Source organism: Pseudomonas sp. TE3911, assembly GCF_054062775.1.
The window spans coordinates 3,608,146-3,624,318 of sequence record NZ_JBSSFP010000001.1 but is presented as its reverse complement, the minus strand read 5'-3'; the positions used below and the strand labels follow the sequence as shown (position 1 = coordinate 3,624,318).

Annotated in this window: 20 protein-coding genes and 2 pseudogenes; 17 read left to right on the top strand and 5 right to left on the bottom strand. The window is 61.7% G+C overall.

Annotation, left to right across the window (positions count from 1 at the left end):
* Nucleotides 1-67 precede the first annotated feature (67 nt).
* From ACVWXD_RS16365 to ACVWXD_RS16355, 3 genes are all read left to right on the top strand, one after another.
* The gene (locus ACVWXD_RS16365; RefSeq protein WP_095184236.1) at nt 68-304 is read left to right on the top strand and encodes a glutaredoxin family protein; all 237 of its coding nucleotides are present in this window, start codon (nt 68-70) and stop codon (nt 302-304) included.
* A 74-nt stretch (nt 305-378) separates the two neighbouring features.
* Nucleotides 379-714: a hypothetical protein gene (locus tag ACVWXD_RS16360; protein ID WP_032889084.1), complete on the top strand. Its 336-nt coding sequence runs from the start codon at nt 379-381 to the stop codon at nt 712-714.
* Between the two features lie 73 nt (nt 715-787).
* Nucleotides 788-1,678 (top strand): pseudouridine synthase, encoded by an 891-nt coding sequence (locus ACVWXD_RS16355; RefSeq protein ID WP_442116798.1) that lies wholly within the window; start codon nt 788-790, stop codon nt 1,676-1,678.
* A 55-nt stretch (nt 1,679-1,733) separates the two neighbouring features.
* Here ACVWXD_RS16355 and ACVWXD_RS16350 read toward each other — a convergent pair whose 3' ends face one another.
* A complete protein-coding gene (locus ACVWXD_RS16350) occupies nt 1,734-1,955 on the bottom strand; it encodes a YgdI/YgdR family lipoprotein (RefSeq protein ID WP_032889086.1) in 222 nt (73 codons plus the stop codon).
* Nucleotides 1,956-2,035: 80 nt separating this feature from the next.
* Entirely contained in the window at nt 2,036-2,638 is a 603-nt protein-coding gene (gene mobA, locus ACVWXD_RS16345; RefSeq protein ID WP_122680113.1) for a molybdenum cofactor guanylyltransferase MobA, read from the bottom strand.
* 76 nt (nt 2,639-2,714) lie between these two features.
* Here mobA and moaB point away from each other — a divergent pair, with 76 nt between their 5' ends.
* Nucleotides 2,715-3,254 carry a molybdenum cofactor biosynthesis protein B gene (gene moaB, locus ACVWXD_RS16340; RefSeq protein ID WP_032889090.1) on the top strand — a complete coding sequence of 180 codons (540 nt, stop codon included), beginning with the start codon at nt 2,715-2,717 and terminating at the stop codon, nt 3,252-3,254.
* On the top strand, nt 3,238-4,464 hold the full coding sequence (locus ACVWXD_RS16335) for a molybdopterin molybdotransferase MoeA (RefSeq protein ID WP_095184238.1): 1,227 nt from the start codon (nt 3,238-3,240) through the stop codon (nt 4,462-4,464). Before moaB ends, ACVWXD_RS16335 begins: the two co-directional genes overlap by 17 nt.
* 129 nt (nt 4,465-4,593) lie before the next feature.
* On the opposite strand, the gene ACVWXD_RS16330 is transcribed toward ACVWXD_RS16335, so the two are convergent.
* Nucleotides 4,594-4,923, bottom strand: a complete 330-nt coding sequence (locus ACVWXD_RS16330; protein ID WP_032889094.1) for an EscU/YscU/HrcU family type III secretion system export apparatus switch protein — start codon at nt 4,921-4,923, stop codon at nt 4,594-4,596.
* Nucleotides 4,920-6,498, bottom strand: a pseudogene (gene fliK, locus ACVWXD_RS16325) (flagellar hook-length control protein FliK). Before fliK ends, ACVWXD_RS16330 begins: the two are co-directional and overlap by 4 nt.
* 200 nt (nt 6,499-6,698) lie before the next feature.
* On the opposite strand from fliK, the gene ccmA reads away from it, so the two are divergent.
* The 10 genes from ccmA (at nt 6,699) to ACVWXD_RS16275 (ending at nt 14,058) form a co-directional block, all read left to right on the top strand.
* On the top strand, nt 6,699-7,334 hold the full coding sequence (ccmA, locus tag ACVWXD_RS16320) for a cytochrome c biogenesis heme-transporting ATPase CcmA (protein ID WP_032889096.1): 636 nt from the start codon (nt 6,699-6,701) through the stop codon (nt 7,332-7,334).
* Nucleotides 7,331-7,999 (top strand): heme exporter protein CcmB, encoded by a 669-nt coding sequence (gene ccmB / locus ACVWXD_RS16315; protein ID WP_003189951.1) that lies wholly within the window; start codon nt 7,331-7,333, stop codon nt 7,997-7,999. Before ccmA ends, ccmB begins: the two co-directional genes overlap by 4 nt.
* Nucleotides 8,000-8,090: 91 nt before the next feature.
* Entirely contained in the window at nt 8,091-8,846 is a 756-nt protein-coding gene (locus ACVWXD_RS16310) for a heme ABC transporter permease (protein ID WP_181643574.1), read from the top strand.
* A complete protein-coding gene (gene ccmD, locus ACVWXD_RS16305; RefSeq protein ID WP_003172771.1) occupies nt 8,843-9,019 on the top strand; it encodes a heme exporter protein CcmD in 177 nt (58 codons plus the stop codon). The genes ACVWXD_RS16310 and ccmD overlap by 4 nt, the downstream gene beginning before the upstream one ends.
* The gene (gene ccmE / locus ACVWXD_RS16300) at nt 9,016-9,471 is read left to right on the top strand and encodes a cytochrome c maturation protein CcmE (RefSeq protein ID WP_032889100.1); all 456 of its coding nucleotides are present in this window, start codon (nt 9,016-9,018) and stop codon (nt 9,469-9,471) included. Before ccmD ends, ccmE begins: the two co-directional genes overlap by 4 nt.
* Nucleotides 9,472-9,474: 3 nt before the next feature.
* Nucleotides 9,475-11,463: a heme lyase CcmF/NrfE family subunit gene (locus tag ACVWXD_RS16295; protein ID WP_095184240.1), complete on the top strand. Its 1,989-nt coding sequence runs from the start codon at nt 9,475-9,477 to the stop codon at nt 11,461-11,463.
* Nucleotides 11,460-11,996, top strand: coding sequence for a DsbE family thiol:disulfide interchange protein (locus ACVWXD_RS16290; protein WP_032889103.1), 537 nt, complete (start codon nt 11,460-11,462; stop codon nt 11,994-11,996). Before ACVWXD_RS16295 ends, ACVWXD_RS16290 begins: the two co-directional genes overlap by 4 nt.
* The gene (locus ACVWXD_RS16285; RefSeq protein ID WP_032889105.1) at nt 11,993-12,466 is read left to right on the top strand and encodes a cytochrome c-type biogenesis protein; all 474 of its coding nucleotides are present in this window, start codon (nt 11,993-11,995) and stop codon (nt 12,464-12,466) included. Before ACVWXD_RS16290 ends, ACVWXD_RS16285 begins: the two co-directional genes overlap by 4 nt.
* Nucleotides 12,459-13,643: a c-type cytochrome biogenesis protein CcmI gene (gene ccmI, locus ACVWXD_RS16280; RefSeq protein WP_032889107.1), complete on the top strand. Its 1,185-nt coding sequence runs from the start codon at nt 12,459-12,461 to the stop codon at nt 13,641-13,643. The genes ACVWXD_RS16285 and ccmI overlap by 8 nt, the downstream gene beginning before the upstream one ends.
* Before the next feature lie 19 nt (nt 13,644-13,662).
* Nucleotides 13,663-14,058: a hypothetical protein gene (locus ACVWXD_RS16275; protein WP_181643596.1), complete on the top strand. Its 396-nt coding sequence runs from the start codon at nt 13,663-13,665 to the stop codon at nt 14,056-14,058.
* Between the two features lie 209 nt (nt 14,059-14,267).
* On the opposite strand, the gene ACVWXD_RS16270 is transcribed toward ACVWXD_RS16275, so the two are convergent.
* Nucleotides 14,268-15,251, bottom strand: a complete 984-nt coding sequence (locus ACVWXD_RS16270; RefSeq protein WP_177434249.1) for a hypothetical protein — start codon at nt 15,249-15,251, stop codon at nt 14,268-14,270.
* A 95-nt stretch (nt 15,252-15,346) separates the two neighbouring features.
* Here ACVWXD_RS16270 and ACVWXD_RS16265 point away from each other — a divergent pair.
* A pseudogene (locus ACVWXD_RS16265) lies at nt 15,347-15,578 on the top strand (alpha-D-ribose 1-methylphosphonate 5-triphosphate diphosphatase); the annotation flags it as partial.
* Entirely contained in the window at nt 15,578-16,150 is a 573-nt protein-coding gene (gene phnN / locus ACVWXD_RS16260) for a phosphonate metabolism protein/1,5-bisphosphokinase (PRPP-forming) PhnN (RefSeq protein WP_447095701.1), read from the top strand. The pseudogene ACVWXD_RS16265 and the gene phnN, both read left to right, overlap by 1 nt.
* The last annotated feature ends 23 nt before the right edge of the window (nt 16,151-16,173 follow it).

Genomic DNA, 16,173 nt, shown 5'->3' with positions numbered 1-16,173 from the left:
ATCGGCTCGCCACGGGTCTTACGCAAGCCTAGAATGTTGATCTGTTTTCTGATCAGGTCCTTTCGCCATGCTTCCTGAATGCCAGTTGTTCGGCACCCTGGGTTGCCATCTTTGTGAGATTGCCGAAGCCGAAATCATGCCGCTCGTCGAACACGGGCTGTTGGTGGAGCTGGTTGACATCACCGATCCCCAAGATCTCACCGACCTCTATGGGCTGCGGATTCCGGTGCTTCGACGGGTGGATACCGGCGCCGAATTGGACTGGCCCTTTGACGCTGAACAGGTCGTTGCCTTCCTGCGCTGACGTTTATGCGATGGCGGGTTTCCAATTATTACGTTACTGTATGTTTGTACAGCGATTGAATAGAGGGAACGCCCGTGGTGAATGTTGAACAACTGAAAAGCAGCGTCAATCGCATGTCCGCCGACGTCGTGCGCGACGCGGTGAACGAGCTGCGCCTCGATGGCTTGGTCACGGAAGGCAAGACGCCCTTTAACAAAGTGCATTTCAATACCTGCTTTGCGGAGATCGAAGCGTTGTTCCAGCGCGCCGGTTACCACAAGCAACTGGATGTGGTGGGTTATCAGGGCTTGCTCTACGCCTTGTACGATCCCGGTCGCTGGGAAGCGGTGGATGTGCTGCGTTGGCTCAAGGAATTCACCGAAGCGGCCAGTGCGTCGCCGATCCTGCGCACGCAATTAGCCAAAGCCTGAGATCCGCCCTAGGCTCAATCCCGCGTCGTGCGGGATAATGCCCATCGGTTTTTTCAAGGCTTCGAGCATCGGCATGTCCACTTCCGGTTTTTCCGCGTCCCAACACCAAGCCAGCACTCTCTACTTGCCGCCAGGCCCTTGGGCGACCGTGCTCGATTGCCTGTGCGAGCACTTCCCGGCGATCAGCCGTGAGCACTGGCTGGACCGCATCGCCCGCGGACGGGTATTGGATATCAACGGCAGCCCCATCAAGCTGGACCTCGCCTACAAGGAAGGTCTGTGCATTTACTACTTCCGTGAAGTGCCGAACGAAAAGGTGATCCCGGTGCAGGAAACCATCCTGTACGCCGACGAGCACTTGGTGGTGGCGGATAAACCGCATTTCCTGCCCGTGACCCCGGCCGGAGAGTACGTCGAGCAAACCCTGCTGCGCCGCCTGATTCGCCGCCTGGATAATCCGTCGCTGGTACCCCTGCACCGTATCGACCGGCACACCGCCGGGCTGGTGCTGTTCTCGGCCAACCCCGCCAGCCGCTCGGCCTATCAGCAATTGTTCCCCAAGCGCCAGATCGATAAATTCTACGAAGCCATTGCCCCGGCCTTACCTGGTTTGACGTTCCCGTTGGTGCACAAAAGTCGCCTTGTGGACGGCGAACCCTTCTTCCGCATGCAGGAAGGCGAGGGCGCCAGCAACACCGAAACGGCGGTGGAGGTGCGGGAAAAAAATGGTGATCTATGGCGCTACGGCCTGTTTCCCGTGACCGGTAAGAAGCACCAACTGCGCGTTCACATGACCGCGCTGGGGGCGAGCATCTGCAATGACCCGTTCTACCCGGACGTGCTCAAGGATGCCGTCGACGATTACGCCAACCCGCTCAAGCTGCTGGCCCAGGGCGTACGGTTTATCGACCCGGTCACCGGCGAAGAGCGTCGTTTTCGCAGCCAGATCACCCTCGATTGGTAACCCCCGGAAACGACAAGGCCCGCGCGAGGCGGGCCTTGTAGGCAAACGCTAAGACTTACAGGTCTTTAACGGTGCGGACCTGATCTTTATTGATACGGGTCTGCTTGCCGTCCAGTTGTTCGAACTCGTAGAAGCCCGAATCCTTATCGAATTTAGGGGTGTCGACGGCCTGGATTTCGCGACCGTCATTCAGGGTGATCACTGTCGGCGAGGCGCAACCGGCGAGGGTGGCGATGCCCAGTGCAAGCATGAGAGCGGCGATGGTCCGTTGAGTCATGGGTTTGTCTCCGAGAGAATACTTTTTAATTGCTGACCTTGAGACGCGTAAGGCGTCGCCAAAGTTCCTTGTGCGAAAGTTCATTCTGACACGTCAGAGCTCGGCTGTAACAGCTCCGGCGTATTAAGGTTGGCCAGCCGTGGGTCATCCGCCGGGCACTCCAGCCCCACGCCGCCCAATTGCAGGAATATCTTGCGCGGGCTTCGCTCGCCGGCTTGCCAGGCCTGTTCTACCTCGGTTTTGAGGTGTGTAGGGATGATGCAGATCAAGGGTTCCCAGAATTCGCCGTGGCGCACCATCACGGGCACCAATGGGTTTTGCCGCGCGGTCTTAAGCAGGTCGGTCAGTAGGATCGCGTCGATAGCCGGCACATCGCACGGCAATATCAGCAGGTGCTCATGGCGCGCTGCGGCCAGCCCGGCGCGGATACCGGCGAGCGGGCCCGGAAAGTCCGGGCTGTCGTCGCTCACCAGCGTGTCGGCATAGGGCGCGTAGAGGTCCTGGTTGCGATTGCACGAGATGATCAGGTCATCCGTCAACGCTCGCACCAAGCGCTGTAGATGGGCGATCAATGGCTGGCCGCGCCATGCCAACAGACCTTTGTCCTGGCCGCCCATGCGCTGGCCGCGCCCGCCGGATAACAGCAAAATCGAGCAGGGAAGGGGCGAAGAATCTAACGACATAAAGGTTCCGCTGCGGCAGGTAAATAGGGGCCTGTGATATAACACCGGGCTGTTCCTCCGACAACCGGACCGTGCCATGAAAGCCAAGGCTGATGCGCCCTTCGTACCCCTGAATATCGCTGTATTGACCGTCAGCGACACCCGCACCCTGGACACCGACACCTCGGGCCAGGTTTTCGTCGACCGCCTCACCGCCGCCGGGCACAACCTGGCCGAGCGCGTACTGCTCAAGGACGACCTCTACAAGATCCGCGCCCAGGTTGCCCATTGGATTGCCGAAGACGTGGTGCAAGTGGTGCTGATCACCGGCGGCACCGGTTTCACCGGCCGTGACAGCACCCCCGAAGCCGTGAGCTGCCTGCTCGACAAGCAGGTCGACGGCTTTGGCGAACTGTTCCGCCAGATATCCGTGGCCGACATCGGCACCTCCACCGTGCAATCCCGTGCCCTGGCCGGCTTGGCCAATGGCACCCTGGTGTGCTGCCTGCCGGGCTCCACCAATGCGGTGCGCACGGGTTGGGACGGCATTCTTGCCGAGCAGTTGGACAACCGCCATCGCCCCTGCAACTTCGTCCCGCACCTGAAACAGGCCGCGCCTTGTGAATCCCGTGGGTAAGCCTGGCAAGACCGGCGCGCTGATGCCCGTGGAAGAGGCGCTGCAGCACCTGTTGGCGCTGGCCGAAGCTGCGCCGATCCGTGAGCCGCACGCCTTGCCCTTGGCCGAGTGTGATGGCCGGGTATTGGCGCAGGATCTGGTCTCCACCCTCGACCTGCCGCCGTGGCCGAACAGTGCCATGGACGGTTACGCGCTGCGCCTGGCGGACTGGACCGGTGAGCCGCTGGTGGTGAGCCAGCGCATCTTTGCCGGTCAGGCGCCTGAACCTCTGGCCGCGGGCACTTGCGCGCGCATCTTCACCGGCGCACCGGTGCCGCAAGGCGCCGATTGCGTGGAGATGCAGGAAAATGCGGTGGTTCACGCCGATGAGCGCGTGAGCTTTACCGAGCCCCTGCACGCCGACCAGAACATCCGCCCTCAGGGCCAGGAAACCACGGTCGGTGAACTCGTTTTGTCAGCCGGGACGCGCTTGGGCCCGATTGAGCTGGGCCTGGCTGCGTCCCTCGGCTGTGATCGTCTGAATGTAGTGCGCTGCCCGCGCGTGGCCGTGCTGTCCACCGGCGACGAGTTGATCGAACCCGGCTTGCCGCTGGGGCCCGGCCAGATCTACAACAGCAATCGTCGCGTACTGTGCAGTTGGCTTTCACGCATGGGCTGTGAAGTGATCGACGCCGGGATCCTGCCGGATGACTTGGAACAGACCCGCACGCGATTGGCGGGCCTGGGCAGTGTCGACCTGATCCTGTCCACCGGTGGCGTGTCGGTAGGTGAAGCGGACTTCCTTGGCATCGCCCTGCGTGAAGAGGGCGAACTGGCCCTGTGGAAGCTCGCGATCAAACCTGGCAAGCCACTGACGGTCGGGCATTTCCGTGGCGTGCCGGTGATCGGCCTGCCGGGTAACCCGGCCTCGACCCTGGTGACTTTCGCACTGTTGGCGCGCCCCTACATCCTGCGTCGCCAAGGTGTGGCCGACGTGGAGCCGTTGCGGTTCGAAGTCCCGGTGGGATTCGTCTGGCCGAAACCGGGCAATCGTCGCGAGTATCTGCGCGGGCGCATCGAGCAGGGCAAGGCGATCATCTACCGTAACCAAAGCTCTGGCGTGCTGCGCAGCGCGGCGTGGGCGGAGGGGTTTGTGGAGGTGTTGGAAGGGACGACGCTGGCACTCGGTGATCGGGTTAATTTCATCCCGCTGAGCGAAGTCCTGAACTGAACACAAGTCCAAATGGGAGAGGGGGCTTGCCCCCGATAGCGGTGCTTCAGCCACACATCAGGTGACTGACACTCTGCCATCGGGGGCAAGCCCCCTCTCACATTTGGACCTTTGTGTGCCTGTGGCTATTCAGTAGTCGTCGCCACGCTCCGTGACGTCCCGCTCCACAGGCCGCGCATCCGGGTCATAGCCCACCGGGAACTTGCCCTTCAAGGTCCAGGCAAACGCAATGATCTCCGCGATGGTGCGGTACAACTCCTCCGGAATGCTGTCGCCCAGTTCCATGCGCGCCAGCAGCTTTACCAGCTCGGCGTTTTCATAGATCGGCACTTCATTTTCCCGCGCCAACTTGAGGATGGCTTCGGCCAGGGCATCGTCGCCCTTGGCGGTCAGGGTCGGCGCTTGCTGGCCGTCGTACTTGAGGGCAATCGCCTGGCGCGGTGGGTTGGAGTTCTTCATGCGGTTTCATCCACCCAGCGTTGCTCCAGTCCGGTTTTCGGCCCGCGTGGTGGCGTACCCAGGTGGCAATCGAGGTCGCCGACGTTGATGCCCGAAGTCACCAGCCGCTCGCGCAAGTTGCCCAAATGGCTTTCGATCAGGCTGGCGGTGAACGGGCGTGTTGCCCACAGTTGGCTCGACAGTTTGCCCTGGGTCAGTTGTGCCTGGACCTGCAACGGCCCCAGCGGCTCCATATCGAATGCCAGCTCGACGCGCCATAGCATTTGCTTGGGGTCTTTGCGGTCTTTGCGTTCGGGCTGGTCTTTGTCTGGCGCCGGTTCTTCGCGCTGGAACTTGACCTGCAACGGCACGATGTCCTGCAGCGTGCGCATAGGGATTTCCAACTGCCAGGTGGTTTGCAGGCGGGCCATCGGCGGTGGTGCCGGTCTGTTCCAGACTCGACAGTTGGTGGCTCTGTAACCTGGAAATGGCCCCGGCTGCCAAACGCAGCAGGTTTTCCAGGTCGCCTTCGCCTTCAAGCTTCGCCATCAGCCGCTCGGGCAGTGGAAAGCTGACCGGTGCCTGCCGCGCGCTGACTTGGCCCAGCGTGTTCAGTGGGCTGCGCACAAAATTGGGCAATACCTGGGCCAGCGTGTTGGCCGCAAGAATGGCGTTGAGGTTGGTACTGGCGGGCAGGGCGGGCAATAAGTCCGCGACAAGGCGCAGCAGTGCGCCCTTCATGTCCAGTGGTGGTATTTGTGGATTCTGTCCTGCGAGTAATTTGGCCTCCAGAAAGGCGCCGCTGTTCTGAATCACTTGAGCCAGGACTTTGGGGTTACTGACCTGTGCCAGATCGGGCAGCGCCGCGAGCAAACGGTCGGCGGCGGCGCGCAGGTCGGCGGAGGTGCTATCGCCACGGGGCAGGTTTTGCAGGGCAGTGAACACCGCATCCAGGGAGCCCTGGCGACTTTGCTGGGTCGACAGTTGCTGGGTGACCGCCAATTGATCCTTGAGCCCGCTCAGCGGCACAAAATTCAAGGTCTGCGCGTTCTGCACCACGGCGCTGAGCAGGCTGCCTACGCGCAACGGCTGTGGGCTTTCCACCGTCAGTGTCGCGCCGGCCAAGACGTTATTCAGCACTGTCACCAGCGAACGATAGATCGCCGGTTGCGCCGTGCCCTGGGGCAGCATCTGAGTGGTCAATACCTTGGCTTGCAACAGCGTACCTTCCGGGACTTTGGCGGTATCGATGCGGGTGAGGGCGGCGACGTTGGCACTCAAAGCCTGTTGCAGGCTGAGGGTCAGATTGCCCGCTGGCGTCTGGCTCACCGCCACATTGCTGCCTAAGGGCAAGGGCTGCGCGCTGCTGGCCTGCACCAGCGTCTGGCGGCCGCCGTCCAAGGTCAGCTTGAGCAGCAACTGAAAGGCTTCACCGCCTTGTTTAAGGGCGATGACTTCGGCATTCGCGGTTTTCCCAGGGTCGATCAGCCCAATCTGCGGCTCCAGCAGTTTCAGCAGTGCTCCAGGCGCAGGCGCGGAGCTTTGCCCGGCTGCCGGGGTGGGAGGAAGCGTAGGAAGGTTGATCTCGCCGGTCATCGTGCGCATCGTCTCTGGGGAAATTGCCCTCTTTAGCGTAGGGCATCGCATGTATAATGCCGCCCGTCTGCAAAGAGAGCGCTAAAAACCTCACAACTATTTGATCCAGCTCTCTAAAATCGGTCGCCAAAGCCGTTATTGTGCTTCTTTCTATAACGGCCGCTGCACCGCCGACTTGAACCGTAAAGGCCCGCGATCTCTTGACCAGCCCTCTTCTTGAAGCCGTAGCGCTCTCCTGTGAACGCGACTTGCGCCTGCTGTTCGAGCACCTCGACCTGCGTGTGGCGGGTGGCGATATGGTGCAGATCAGCGGTCCCAACGGCAGCGGCAAAACCAGTTTGCTGCGCCTGCTGGCCGGGTTGATGCAACCCACGGCCGGTGAAGTGCGGCTTAACGGCAAGCCCCTCAACGAACAGCGCACCGAGCTTGCACGCAACTTGATCTGGATCGGCCACGCCGCCGGCATCAAGGACGTGCTCACTGCCGAAGAAAACCTCAGCTGGCTCAGCGCCCTGCACCATCCTGCTTCCCGCGATGCCATCTGGCAGGCCCTGGCCGCTGTGGGCCTCAAGGGTTTCGAAGACGTTCCCTGTCACACCCTGTCCGCCGGCCAGCAGCGCCGCGTGGCCCTGGCGCGGCTCTACCTGCCTGGTCCGCCGCTGTGGATTCTCGACGAACCCTTCACCGCCCTCGACAAGCAAGGCGTCGCCCAGTTGGAAGAACACCTGGCGCGGCATTGCGAGCAGGGCGGAACCGTCTTGCTCACCACCCACCACACCCTGGCGCGCATGCCCGCCGGTTACCGCGACCTTGATCTGGGCCGGTGGTCGGCATGAGTGTCTTCGCCCTGCTGGTCGCCCGCGAAGCACGGCTGTTGTGCCGTCGCCCGGCTGAATTGGCCAACCCGCTGGTGTTCTTTGCCATCGTGATTGCGCTGTTCCCGCTGGCGGTCGGTCCCGAGACTAAACTGTTGCAAACCTTGTCGCCGGGGCTGGTGTGGGTGGCGGCGCTTTTATCGGTTCTGCTCTCGCTGGACGGGCTGTTTCGCAGTGATTTCGAAGACGGTTCCCTGGAACAGTGGGTCCTTTCGTCGCACCCTCTGCCACTTCTGGTACTGGCCAAGGTGCTGGCACACTGGGCTTTTTCCGGCCTCGCGCTAGTCTTGCTCTCGCCGCTGTTGGCGATGATGCTGGGCTTGCCCGTCGAGTGCCTGCCGGTATTGCTTTTGTCCTTGTTACTCGGCACGCCAGTGCTCAGCCTGTTAGGGGCCGTGGGCGCAGCGTTGACCGTCGGTTTGAAGCGTGGTGGCCTGCTACTGGCCCTGTTGATTCTGCCGTTGTACATCCCGGTACTGATCCTTGGCAGCGGCGCTTTGCAGGCTGCGCTCATGGGCATGCCGGCGACCGGTTACCTCCTGTGGCTTGGTAGCCTGACCGCCCTGGCGGTAACCCTGACACCCTTTGCTATAGCCGCCGGCCTGAAGATCAGCGTCGGCGAATAATGAGGTCTGACCCAGCGACATTGTCAGCTCTTCAACATAAGAAAGACCCTACGCCTCTCGCAATGACGAGAAGCAACCGTGAGAAACAGCAATGAACTGGACCTGGTTTCACAAGCTCGGCTCGCCCAAATGGTTCTACGGCATCAGTGGCAAACTGCTGCCTTGGTTCAGCAGCGCCGCCGTGTTGCTGATCGGCATCGGCCTGGTCTGGGGCCTGGCCTTCGCGCCGCCGGACTACCAGCAAGGCAACAGCTTTCGCATCATCTATATCCACGTACCCGCCGCGATGCTGGCCCAGTCCTGTTACGTGATGCTCGCGGTGTGCGGCGTTGTCGGCCTGGTGTGGAAGATGAAGTTGGCCGACGTTGCCCTGCAATGCGCCGCGCCCATCGGCGCGTGGATGACCGCCGTGGCGCTGGTCACCGGCGCGATCTGGGGCAAACCCACCTGGGGCTCGTGGTGGGTGTGGGATGCGCGACTAACGTCCATGTTGATCCTGCTGTTCCTGTACTTCGGTCTGATTGCGTTGGGCAACGCGATCAGCAATCGTGACAGCGCCGCCAAGGCCTGCGCGGTGCTGGCGATTGTCGGCGTGATCAACATCCCGATCATCAAATACTCGGTGGAGTGGTGGAACACCCTGCACCAGGGCGCCACCTTCACCCTCACCGAAAAACCGGCGATGCCCGTGGAAATGTGGGCACCGCTGCTGTTGATGGTGCTGGGCTTCTACTGTTTCTTCGGTGCCGTGCTGCTGATGCGCATGCGCCTCGAAGTGCTCAAGCGTGAAGCCCGCGCCAGTTGGGTCAAGGCCGAAGTGCAAAGCAGCCTGGGAGCGCGCGGATGAGTTTTGCTTCTTTCAGTGATTTTCTCGCCATGGGCCACCACGGCCTCTATGTCTGGACGGCCTATGGCATCTGCCTGGCGGTGCTGGCCCTCAACGTCGCCGCGCCGATCCTGGCCCGCAAGCGTTACCTGCAACAAGAGGCGCGTCGTCTGCGCCGGGAGACCGAAAAGTGAATCCGCTGCGTAGAAAACGTCTGATGATCATCCTCGCCATCATGGCCGGCGTCGGCATTGCCGTGGCCCTGGCCTTGAGCGCGCTGCAACAGAACATCAACCTGTTCTACACCCCGACCCAGATCGCCAATGGCGAAGCACCGGTTGATACCCGCATCCGCGCCGGTGGCATGGTGGAGAAGGGCTCGTTGAAACGTTCCGGCGATTCCCTCGACGTGACCTTCGTGGTTACCGACTTCAATAAGGCCGTGACCATCACCTACCGTGGCATCCTCCCGGACCTGTTCCGCGAAGGCCAGGGCATCGTCGCCCTGGGCAAACTCAACGCTGACGGCGTGGTGGTGGCCGATGAAGTGCTGGCCAAGCACGACGAAAAATACATGCCGCCGGAAGTCACCAAGGCGTTGAAAGAAAGCGGCCAATCGGCACCAACCCCAGCGAAGGAGGGCTAAGTGATGACGTCCGCACTGTTTATTCCTGAGTTGGGCCAATTGGCGATGATCCTCGCCTTGTGCTTCGCCATCGTGCAGGCCGTGGTGCCGTTGCTCGGTGCCTGGCGCGGCGACCGCCTATGGATGAGCCTGGCGCAGCCGGCCGCCTGGGGTCAGTTTGCCTTTCTGCTGTTCGCGTTTGGCTGCCTGACCTACGCCTTTATGACCGACGACTTTTCCGTCGCCTATGTCGCCAATAACTCCAACACCGCGCTGCCTTGGTACTACAAGTTCAGCGCCGTGTGGGGCGCCCACGAAGGTTCGTTGCTGCTGTGGGCGTTGATCCTCGGCGGCTGGACCTTCGCTGTATCGGTGTTCTCGCGCCAATTGCCGCAAGTGATGCTGGCGCGGGTGCTGGCGGTGATGGGCATGATCAGCATTGGTTTTTTGCTGTTCCTGATCATGACCTCCAACCCTTTCAGCCGCATCCTGCCGCAGATTCCATCGGATGGGCATGACCTCAACCCCTTGCTGCAAGACATTGGCCTGATCGTGCACCCGCCGATGCTCTACATGGGTTACGTCGGTTTCTCCGTGGCCTTCGCCTTCGCCATCGCCGCCTTGCTTGGCGGGCGTCTGGATGCCGCGTGGGCGCGCTGGTCGCGGCCATGGACCATCGTCGCCTGGGCGTTCCTGGGTATCGGCATCACCCTTGGCTCATGGTGGGCCTACTACGAACTCGGCTGGGGCGGGTGGTGGTTCTGGGACCCGGTGGAAAACGCCTCGTTCATGCCATGGCTGGTGGGTACCGCACTGATTCACTCGTTGGCCGTCACCGAAAAGCGCGGCGTGTTCAAGAGCTGGACCGTGTTGCTGGCCATCGCGGCATTTTCCCTCAGCCTGCTGGGCACATTCCTCGTGCGTTCGGGTGTGTTGACCTCGGTGCACGCCTTTGCGTCCGACCCGGAGCGCGGCGTGTTCATCCTGATCTTCCTGCTGTTTGTGGTTGGCGGCTCCCTGACCCTGTTCGCCCTGCGCGCGCCGGTGGTCAAAAGCCAGGTCGGCTTCAATCTGTGGTCGCGGGAAACCCTGCTGCTGGGCAATAACCTGGTGCTGGTGGTGGCCGCGTCGATGATCCTGCTCGGCACTCTGTACCCCCTGGTGTTGGATGCCCTGAGTGGCGCCAAACTGTCCGTCGGCCCGCCGTACTTCAACGCGTTGTTCATCCCGTTGATGGGCCTGTTGATGGTGGTGATGGCGGTCGGCATGCTGGTGCGCTGGAAGGACACCCCGGTCAAATGGCTGGTCGGCATGTTGATGCCGGTGCTGCTCGGCAGCGTGGCCCTGGCCGTGGTCGCCGGGATTGCCTATGGCGACTTCAACTGGGCGGTGCTCGCCACCTTCCTGCTTGCCGCCTGGGTATTGCTGGCCGGTGTGCGCGACATCTTCGACAAGACCCGCCACAAAGGCCTGGTCAAAGGCCTTCCGACGCTGACCCGCAGCTACTGGGGCATGCAGATCGCCCACATCGGCATCGCCGTGTGTGCGCTGGGCGTGGTGCTGTCCAGCCAGAACAGCGCCGAGCGCGATCTGCGTCTGGCGCCGGGCGAGTCCATGGACCTTGCTGGGTACCAGTTCATCTTCGAGGGCGCCAAGCACTTTGAAGGGCCGAATTTCACGTCGGACAAAGGCACCGTGCGGGTAGTCCGCAACGGTAAGGAAATCGCCGTATTGCACCCCGAAAAACGCCTGTACACCGTGCAGAGCTCGATGATGACCGAAGCCGGTATCGACGCGGGTTTCACCCGTGACCTCTATGTGGCACTGGGCGAACCGTTGGGCGAGGGCGCCTGGGCAGTGCGCGTGCATGTGAAACCGTTTGTGCGTTGGATCTGGTTCGGCGGTTTGCTCACTGGGTTTGGCGGTTTGCTGGCCGCGCTGGACCGGCGTTATCGGGTCAAGGTCAAGAGCCGAGTGCGTGAAGCCTTGGGTATGCAAGGAGCGGCGGTATGAAGCGTTGGTTGATGGTGTTGCCGCTGGCGTTGTTCCTGGTGGTGGCGGTGTTCCTGTATCGCGGCCTCTACCTGGATCCGGCAGAGTTGCCTTCGGCGATGATCGGCAAGCCTTTCCCCGAGTTCTCGCTGTCGAACGTGCAAGGTGACAAGACGCTGACCCGTGCCGACTTGCTGGGCAAACCGGCACTGGTCAACGTATGGGGCACATGGTGCATTTCCTGCCGCGTCGAACACCCCGTGCTGAATAAGTTGGCTGAGAAGGGCGTGGTGATCTACGGCATCAACTACAAGGACGACAATGCGGCGGCCTTGAAGTGGCTGGCCGAGTTCCATAACCCGTACCAACTGGACATCCGTGATGAAGACGGCAATCTCGGTCTCAACCTCGGCGTTTACGGCGCCCCGGAAACCTTCTTCATTGATGCCAAGGGTGTGATCCGCGACAAATACGTCGGTGTGATCGACGAGGTGGTCTGGCGCGAGCAACTGGCTGCCAAGTACCAGGCGCTGGTCGATGAGGCCAAGCCATGAAGCGTCTGTTAGTTGCTGCCGTGCTGGCACTGGGTTTGGCGGGAGTGGCCCACGCCGCCATCGACACGTACGAATTCGCCAAGGACGGTGACCGCGAGCGTTTCCGCGAACTGACCAAGGAACTGCGCTGCCCCAAGTGTCAGAACCAGGACATCGCCGACTCCAACGCTCCCATCGCCGCCGACCTGCGCAAAGAGATCTTCCGCATGCTGGGAGAGGGCAAGGACAACCAGCAGATCATCGACTTCATGGTCGATCGCTATGGTGATTTCGTGCGCTACAAACCGGCCCTCACCGGCAAGACCGCGCTGCTCTGGTTCGGCCCAGCAGGGCTGTTATTGGCCGGCGTGGTGGTGATGGCGGTGATCGTGCGCCGTCGCCGCGCAGCGCCGACCGATGGTTCCGACGCGCTGTCCCCCGAAGAGCGTAAACGCCTCGACCAATTGCTGGACACCAAGACTGATGATTGATTTCTGGCTCGCAGCCGGCTTGCTGCTTCTGATTGCCCTGAGTTTCCTGTTGATCCCTGTATTGCGCGGCCGCCGTGCCCAGCGCGAAGAGGATCGCACCGCGCTGAACGTGGCGCTGTATCAAGAACGCGTCGCCGAGTTGCAAGTGCAGCAGGACGAAGGCGTGCTCAACGCCGCGCAACTCGACACCGGTCGCGCCGAAGCCGCCCGCGAACTGCTGGCGGATACCGAGGGTGTGGAAAAACCCCGCGAATCGCGCCTGGGCAAACCGCTGCCATTGCTCGCCGCCGTCCTCGTCCCCGTCCTTGGCTTGGGCCTGTACATGCACTTTGGTGCCAGCGACAAGGTCGAGCTGACCCGCGAATTCTCACAGCCACCGGTGTCCATGGAAGACATGACCCACCGCCTGGAACGCGCGGCTGCGGCCCAACCGGATTCGGCCGAAGGCCTGTACTTCCTCGGTCGCGCCTATATGGCCCAAGACCGCTCCGCAGACGCCGCGAAAGTGTTCGAGCGCACCGTGGCCCTGGCCGGGCGCCAGCCGGAGCTGCTGGGGCAGTGGGCCCAGGCGCAGTACTTTGCCGACAACAAACAGTGGTCGCCCAAGGTGCAGGCGCTCACTGATGAAGCCTTGAAGCTGGACCCGAAGGAAGTCACCAGCCTGGGCTTGCTGGGCATTGCGGCATTTGAAGGCAAGCGTTATCAAGAGGCCATCGACTACTGGACCCGTCTGTTGGCCCAACTGCCACCGGAAGATAATTCCCGTGCTGCCCTGCAAGGCGGCATCGACCGGGCTGCGCAAAGTCTGAAGGAGAGCGGGGGCAGCGTCGCCCAAAAGGCTGTGATGAAGGTACGTGTGGACCTGTCCGCCGACGTGAAGGCCAAGGCCTTGCCAACCGACAGCGTGTTCATCTTCGCCCGCGCCGTCAGTGGCCCGCCGGCACCTCTGGCGGTCAAACGCGTCACCGTCGCCGAATTGCCTGTTACCGTCGAACTGGGTGACGCCGATGCAATGATGCCGCAATTGAAACTGTCCAACTTCCCCGAAGTCCAACTGGTTGCGCGCATATCCCGGGCCGGTCAACCAACCACTGGCGAGTGGATCGGCCGCAGCCAACCCCTGGCCAGCAGCACCACTGCGCTGCAACAGCTGACCATCGACAGTCCGGACAAGTAATTTTGAGGAAACGCCTATGATGACCGCATTCGCACGCATCACCTTGCTCAGCCTGGTACTGGGCCTGAGCGCCTGTGCGGTCCATCGGCCACCACCTGGCCCGACCGGCCCGACTATCCCGCCGTCCGGCCCCTCGACTCAGCCGAGCACCAAGCCTTCCGGCCCGGTCACCCCGCCACCGAAGCCTGCCCCGACTAAATCGCCGACCTTCGCCCCCCCACCGGGCGCCGCCAGCCATTGGGACGGCAAGATGCAGGTGTACGTGCTCGACGACCAACCCGACACGTTCTACCGCCAGCGCACCTACTACCGCTGGAGCAACGGCTGGAGCCGCTCCATCAGCCCCAATGGGCCGTGGGAAGACACCAACGTGCAAGGTGTGCCGCCGGGGTTGAGCAAGCAGTACGCGCAATGACAAAAGGCGACCTTCGGGTCGCCTTTTTCATGCCTGTGAAATCCATCTTTCCAGGCACTGAAGTTCAAATACGGGAGGGGGCTTGCTCCCGATAGCGCCAGGTCAGTCACTGATTAGCTGAATATGGCGTCGCCATCGGGAGCAAGCCCCGTCCCACAGTGGGCCTCCTCAGCCCTCAGGCCACGGAGGCGCCGGTACCATGCCGCTTCTCATATGTTCATCAGTTTCGCCGCAATGGCATTCCAGCCAGCCGGTTCATGGATCATGGTCAAGTAGTCATGGCCCGCGAAGAACTGCCCCTGAAACGTGTGCTTAGCCATGATCTCCTTGATGATCATCGTGGCAGGGCCCAAGCCGGTATTGCCGGTTCGGGCATCGAGTGCACGACCTCGCACTTGAGTGGTGATTGCGGCGCCGAGCATCATCTTTCTTTGTTCAAGCTGCTTGATCTGATCTGCTCGGGATAAGCCGGCGAGGCTGGCTTGCGGCATATCGCCGACGTTGGGGTTCTGTTCAAGAAAGGCCGCCCACTGCAACTCCATCGCCGCCACCTTGCACAGGGCGGCGTAACGGTCGCTGACCATCAGCCTGGCCAGTTCAAGTTGGAAGCTGACCATGATGAGCGGGATTTTTCCGACCAGGCCGATGCCGGTAAATGAAAGCAAGGTCGAGGTGGTCGAGATGGCCATTTCTGTGCCTCGAAATGCGAGCTTCTTGAACTTTACCTCGATGGCCAGTTGCAGCCATTTAATCGCATCACTGACTTGTTTATCACCAGCGGCGAAGGGTTGATAAGCCGCCAGCATTTTTGACAGCCGACGCAGATGTATCGCCGTAGAGGTCGTGGCAGACGCATGCCTGGCCGCATAGAAGGGCGCGGGAATAGGCGAGATCGCCGGGCTTATCGCCGCCACTCCCACCCCGGTTGCGCCAACACCCAAGCTTTTGTATTTGCGGTGTGAAAGCATCTTTTGGGTTTTGGGCGAGGGTCCGCAATTGCCGTTTTTGACAAAGTACGGGTTGAGTTTCAACCCGCTTTTTTCGCAGACCTTCATATAACTTCTGGCGGCGCCTATGGTTGTGATGATGGGGTGAAGGCCTGCCAGTCCGGAAAGAAGGCTAAAGAATATGTCTTCTTTTGACTGTTCTGTTTGAGCGGTTTCACGTACTTGCGCTGCGATTGAGTCGGGCACTTTTTCGTCTCCGTTGAGGGGAGAAGGGATAGGAGCCTGTACCGTAGATAAGCACCGTAGTGCTGGCTGTAGGATTGTTCGGGGAGGCATCACTCGTCTTTGTGGTCGCGCCGAACCTGGTGCGCTGCGGGTCGCACTCGGGTAATGTGGCCGCCGCCGGCCTGGCTGCCGAAGGATTGCTGGATATACTTTTCAGTGATCGCTATCCGCCCAGCCTGTTGCAGGCGGCATTTGTACGGGCCAGCGGGCCGAGCTGATGCAAGCCAGGCGCCGCGAAGGGCTTCCTGTGGTGCATAAGTCTGGCGACAAGCGAAGAGGGTGTGTTGATGGCGGGCAGGTTGATCTATCTCATCGGGCCATCGGGTTCGGGCAAGGACAGCCTGCTGGATGCCGCCCGTCCGCAGTTGGCCGAGCGCGGCTGCCGCATCGTGCGGCGCGTCATCACCCGTTCGGCGGAGGCCGTGGGCGAGGCGGCGCACGGTGTGAGCGCGGAGCAGTTTGCGGTGATGCGTACCGAGGGGGCGTTTGCCCTCAGTTGGCAGGCCAACGGCTTGTCCTATGGCATTCCACGGGAAATCGACGATTGGCTGGCGGCGGGGGATGACGTTCTGGTCAACGGCTCGCGTGCACACCTGGCGCAGGCCCGCGCGCGTTATCCGCAGATGCTGGTGCTATTGCTGACCGTGGATCAAGGCGTGTTACGCCAGCGCTTGATCGCGCGGGGACGAGAGTTGCCGGCCGACATCGAGGAGCGCTTGGCGCGCAATGCGCGGTTTACTCAAGAGCTGATCGCCGGCAGTGGTTCAGGGTTGTTTGTGCTGGATAACTCCGGCCCCTTGGATCACACGGTCGAGCGCCTGCTGCACTGCCTGGATGCTGGGCATTCGGTATGCGCCTGATCCTGCTCCGCATCGGCGAGTTT

Coding starts and splice junctions, on each gene's coding strand:
- ACVWXD_RS16310 (WP_181643574.1), top strand. CDS start 8,091: ATGAACTGGACCTGGTTTCACAAGCTCGGCTCGCCCAAATGGTTCTAC.
- ACVWXD_RS16275 (WP_181643596.1), top strand. CDS start 13,663: ATGACCGCATTCGCACGCATCACCTTGCTCAGCCTGGTACTGGGCCTG.
- ACVWXD_RS16350 (WP_032889086.1), bottom strand. CDS start 1,955: ATGACTCAACGGACCATCGCCGCTCTCATGCTTGCACTGGGCATCGCC.
- ccmI (WP_032889107.1), top strand. CDS start 12,459: ATGATTGATTTCTGGCTCGCAGCCGGCTTGCTGCTTCTGATTGCCCTG.
- ACVWXD_RS16290 (WP_032889103.1), top strand. CDS start 11,460: ATGAAGCGTTGGTTGATGGTGTTGCCGCTGGCGTTGTTCCTGGTGGTG.
- ACVWXD_RS16285 (WP_032889105.1), top strand. CDS start 11,993: ATGAAGCGTCTGTTAGTTGCTGCCGTGCTGGCACTGGGTTTGGCGGGA.
- ACVWXD_RS16355 (WP_442116798.1), top strand. CDS start 788: ATGTCCACTTCCGGTTTTTCCGCGTCCCAACACCAAGCCAGCACTCTC.
- ACVWXD_RS16365 (WP_095184236.1), top strand. CDS start 68: ATGCTTCCTGAATGCCAGTTGTTCGGCACCCTGGGTTGCCATCTTTGT.
- ccmB (WP_003189951.1), top strand. CDS start 7,331: ATGAGTGTCTTCGCCCTGCTGGTCGCCCGCGAAGCACGGCTGTTGTGC.
- mobA (WP_122680113.1), bottom strand. CDS start 2,638: ATGTCGTTAGATTCTTCGCCCCTTCCCTGCTCGATTTTGCTGTTATCC.
- ccmD (WP_003172771.1), top strand. CDS start 8,843: ATGAGTTTTGCTTCTTTCAGTGATTTTCTCGCCATGGGCCACCACGGC.
- moaB (WP_032889090.1), top strand. CDS start 2,715: ATGAAAGCCAAGGCTGATGCGCCCTTCGTACCCCTGAATATCGCTGTA.
- ACVWXD_RS16330 (WP_032889094.1), bottom strand. CDS start 4,923: ATGAAGAACTCCAACCCACCGCGCCAGGCGATTGCCCTCAAGTACGAC.
- phnN (WP_447095701.1), top strand. CDS start 15,578: ATGGCGGGCAGGTTGATCTATCTCATCGGGCCATCGGGTTCGGGCAAG.
- ACVWXD_RS16295 (WP_095184240.1), top strand. CDS start 9,475: ATGACGTCCGCACTGTTTATTCCTGAGTTGGGCCAATTGGCGATGATC.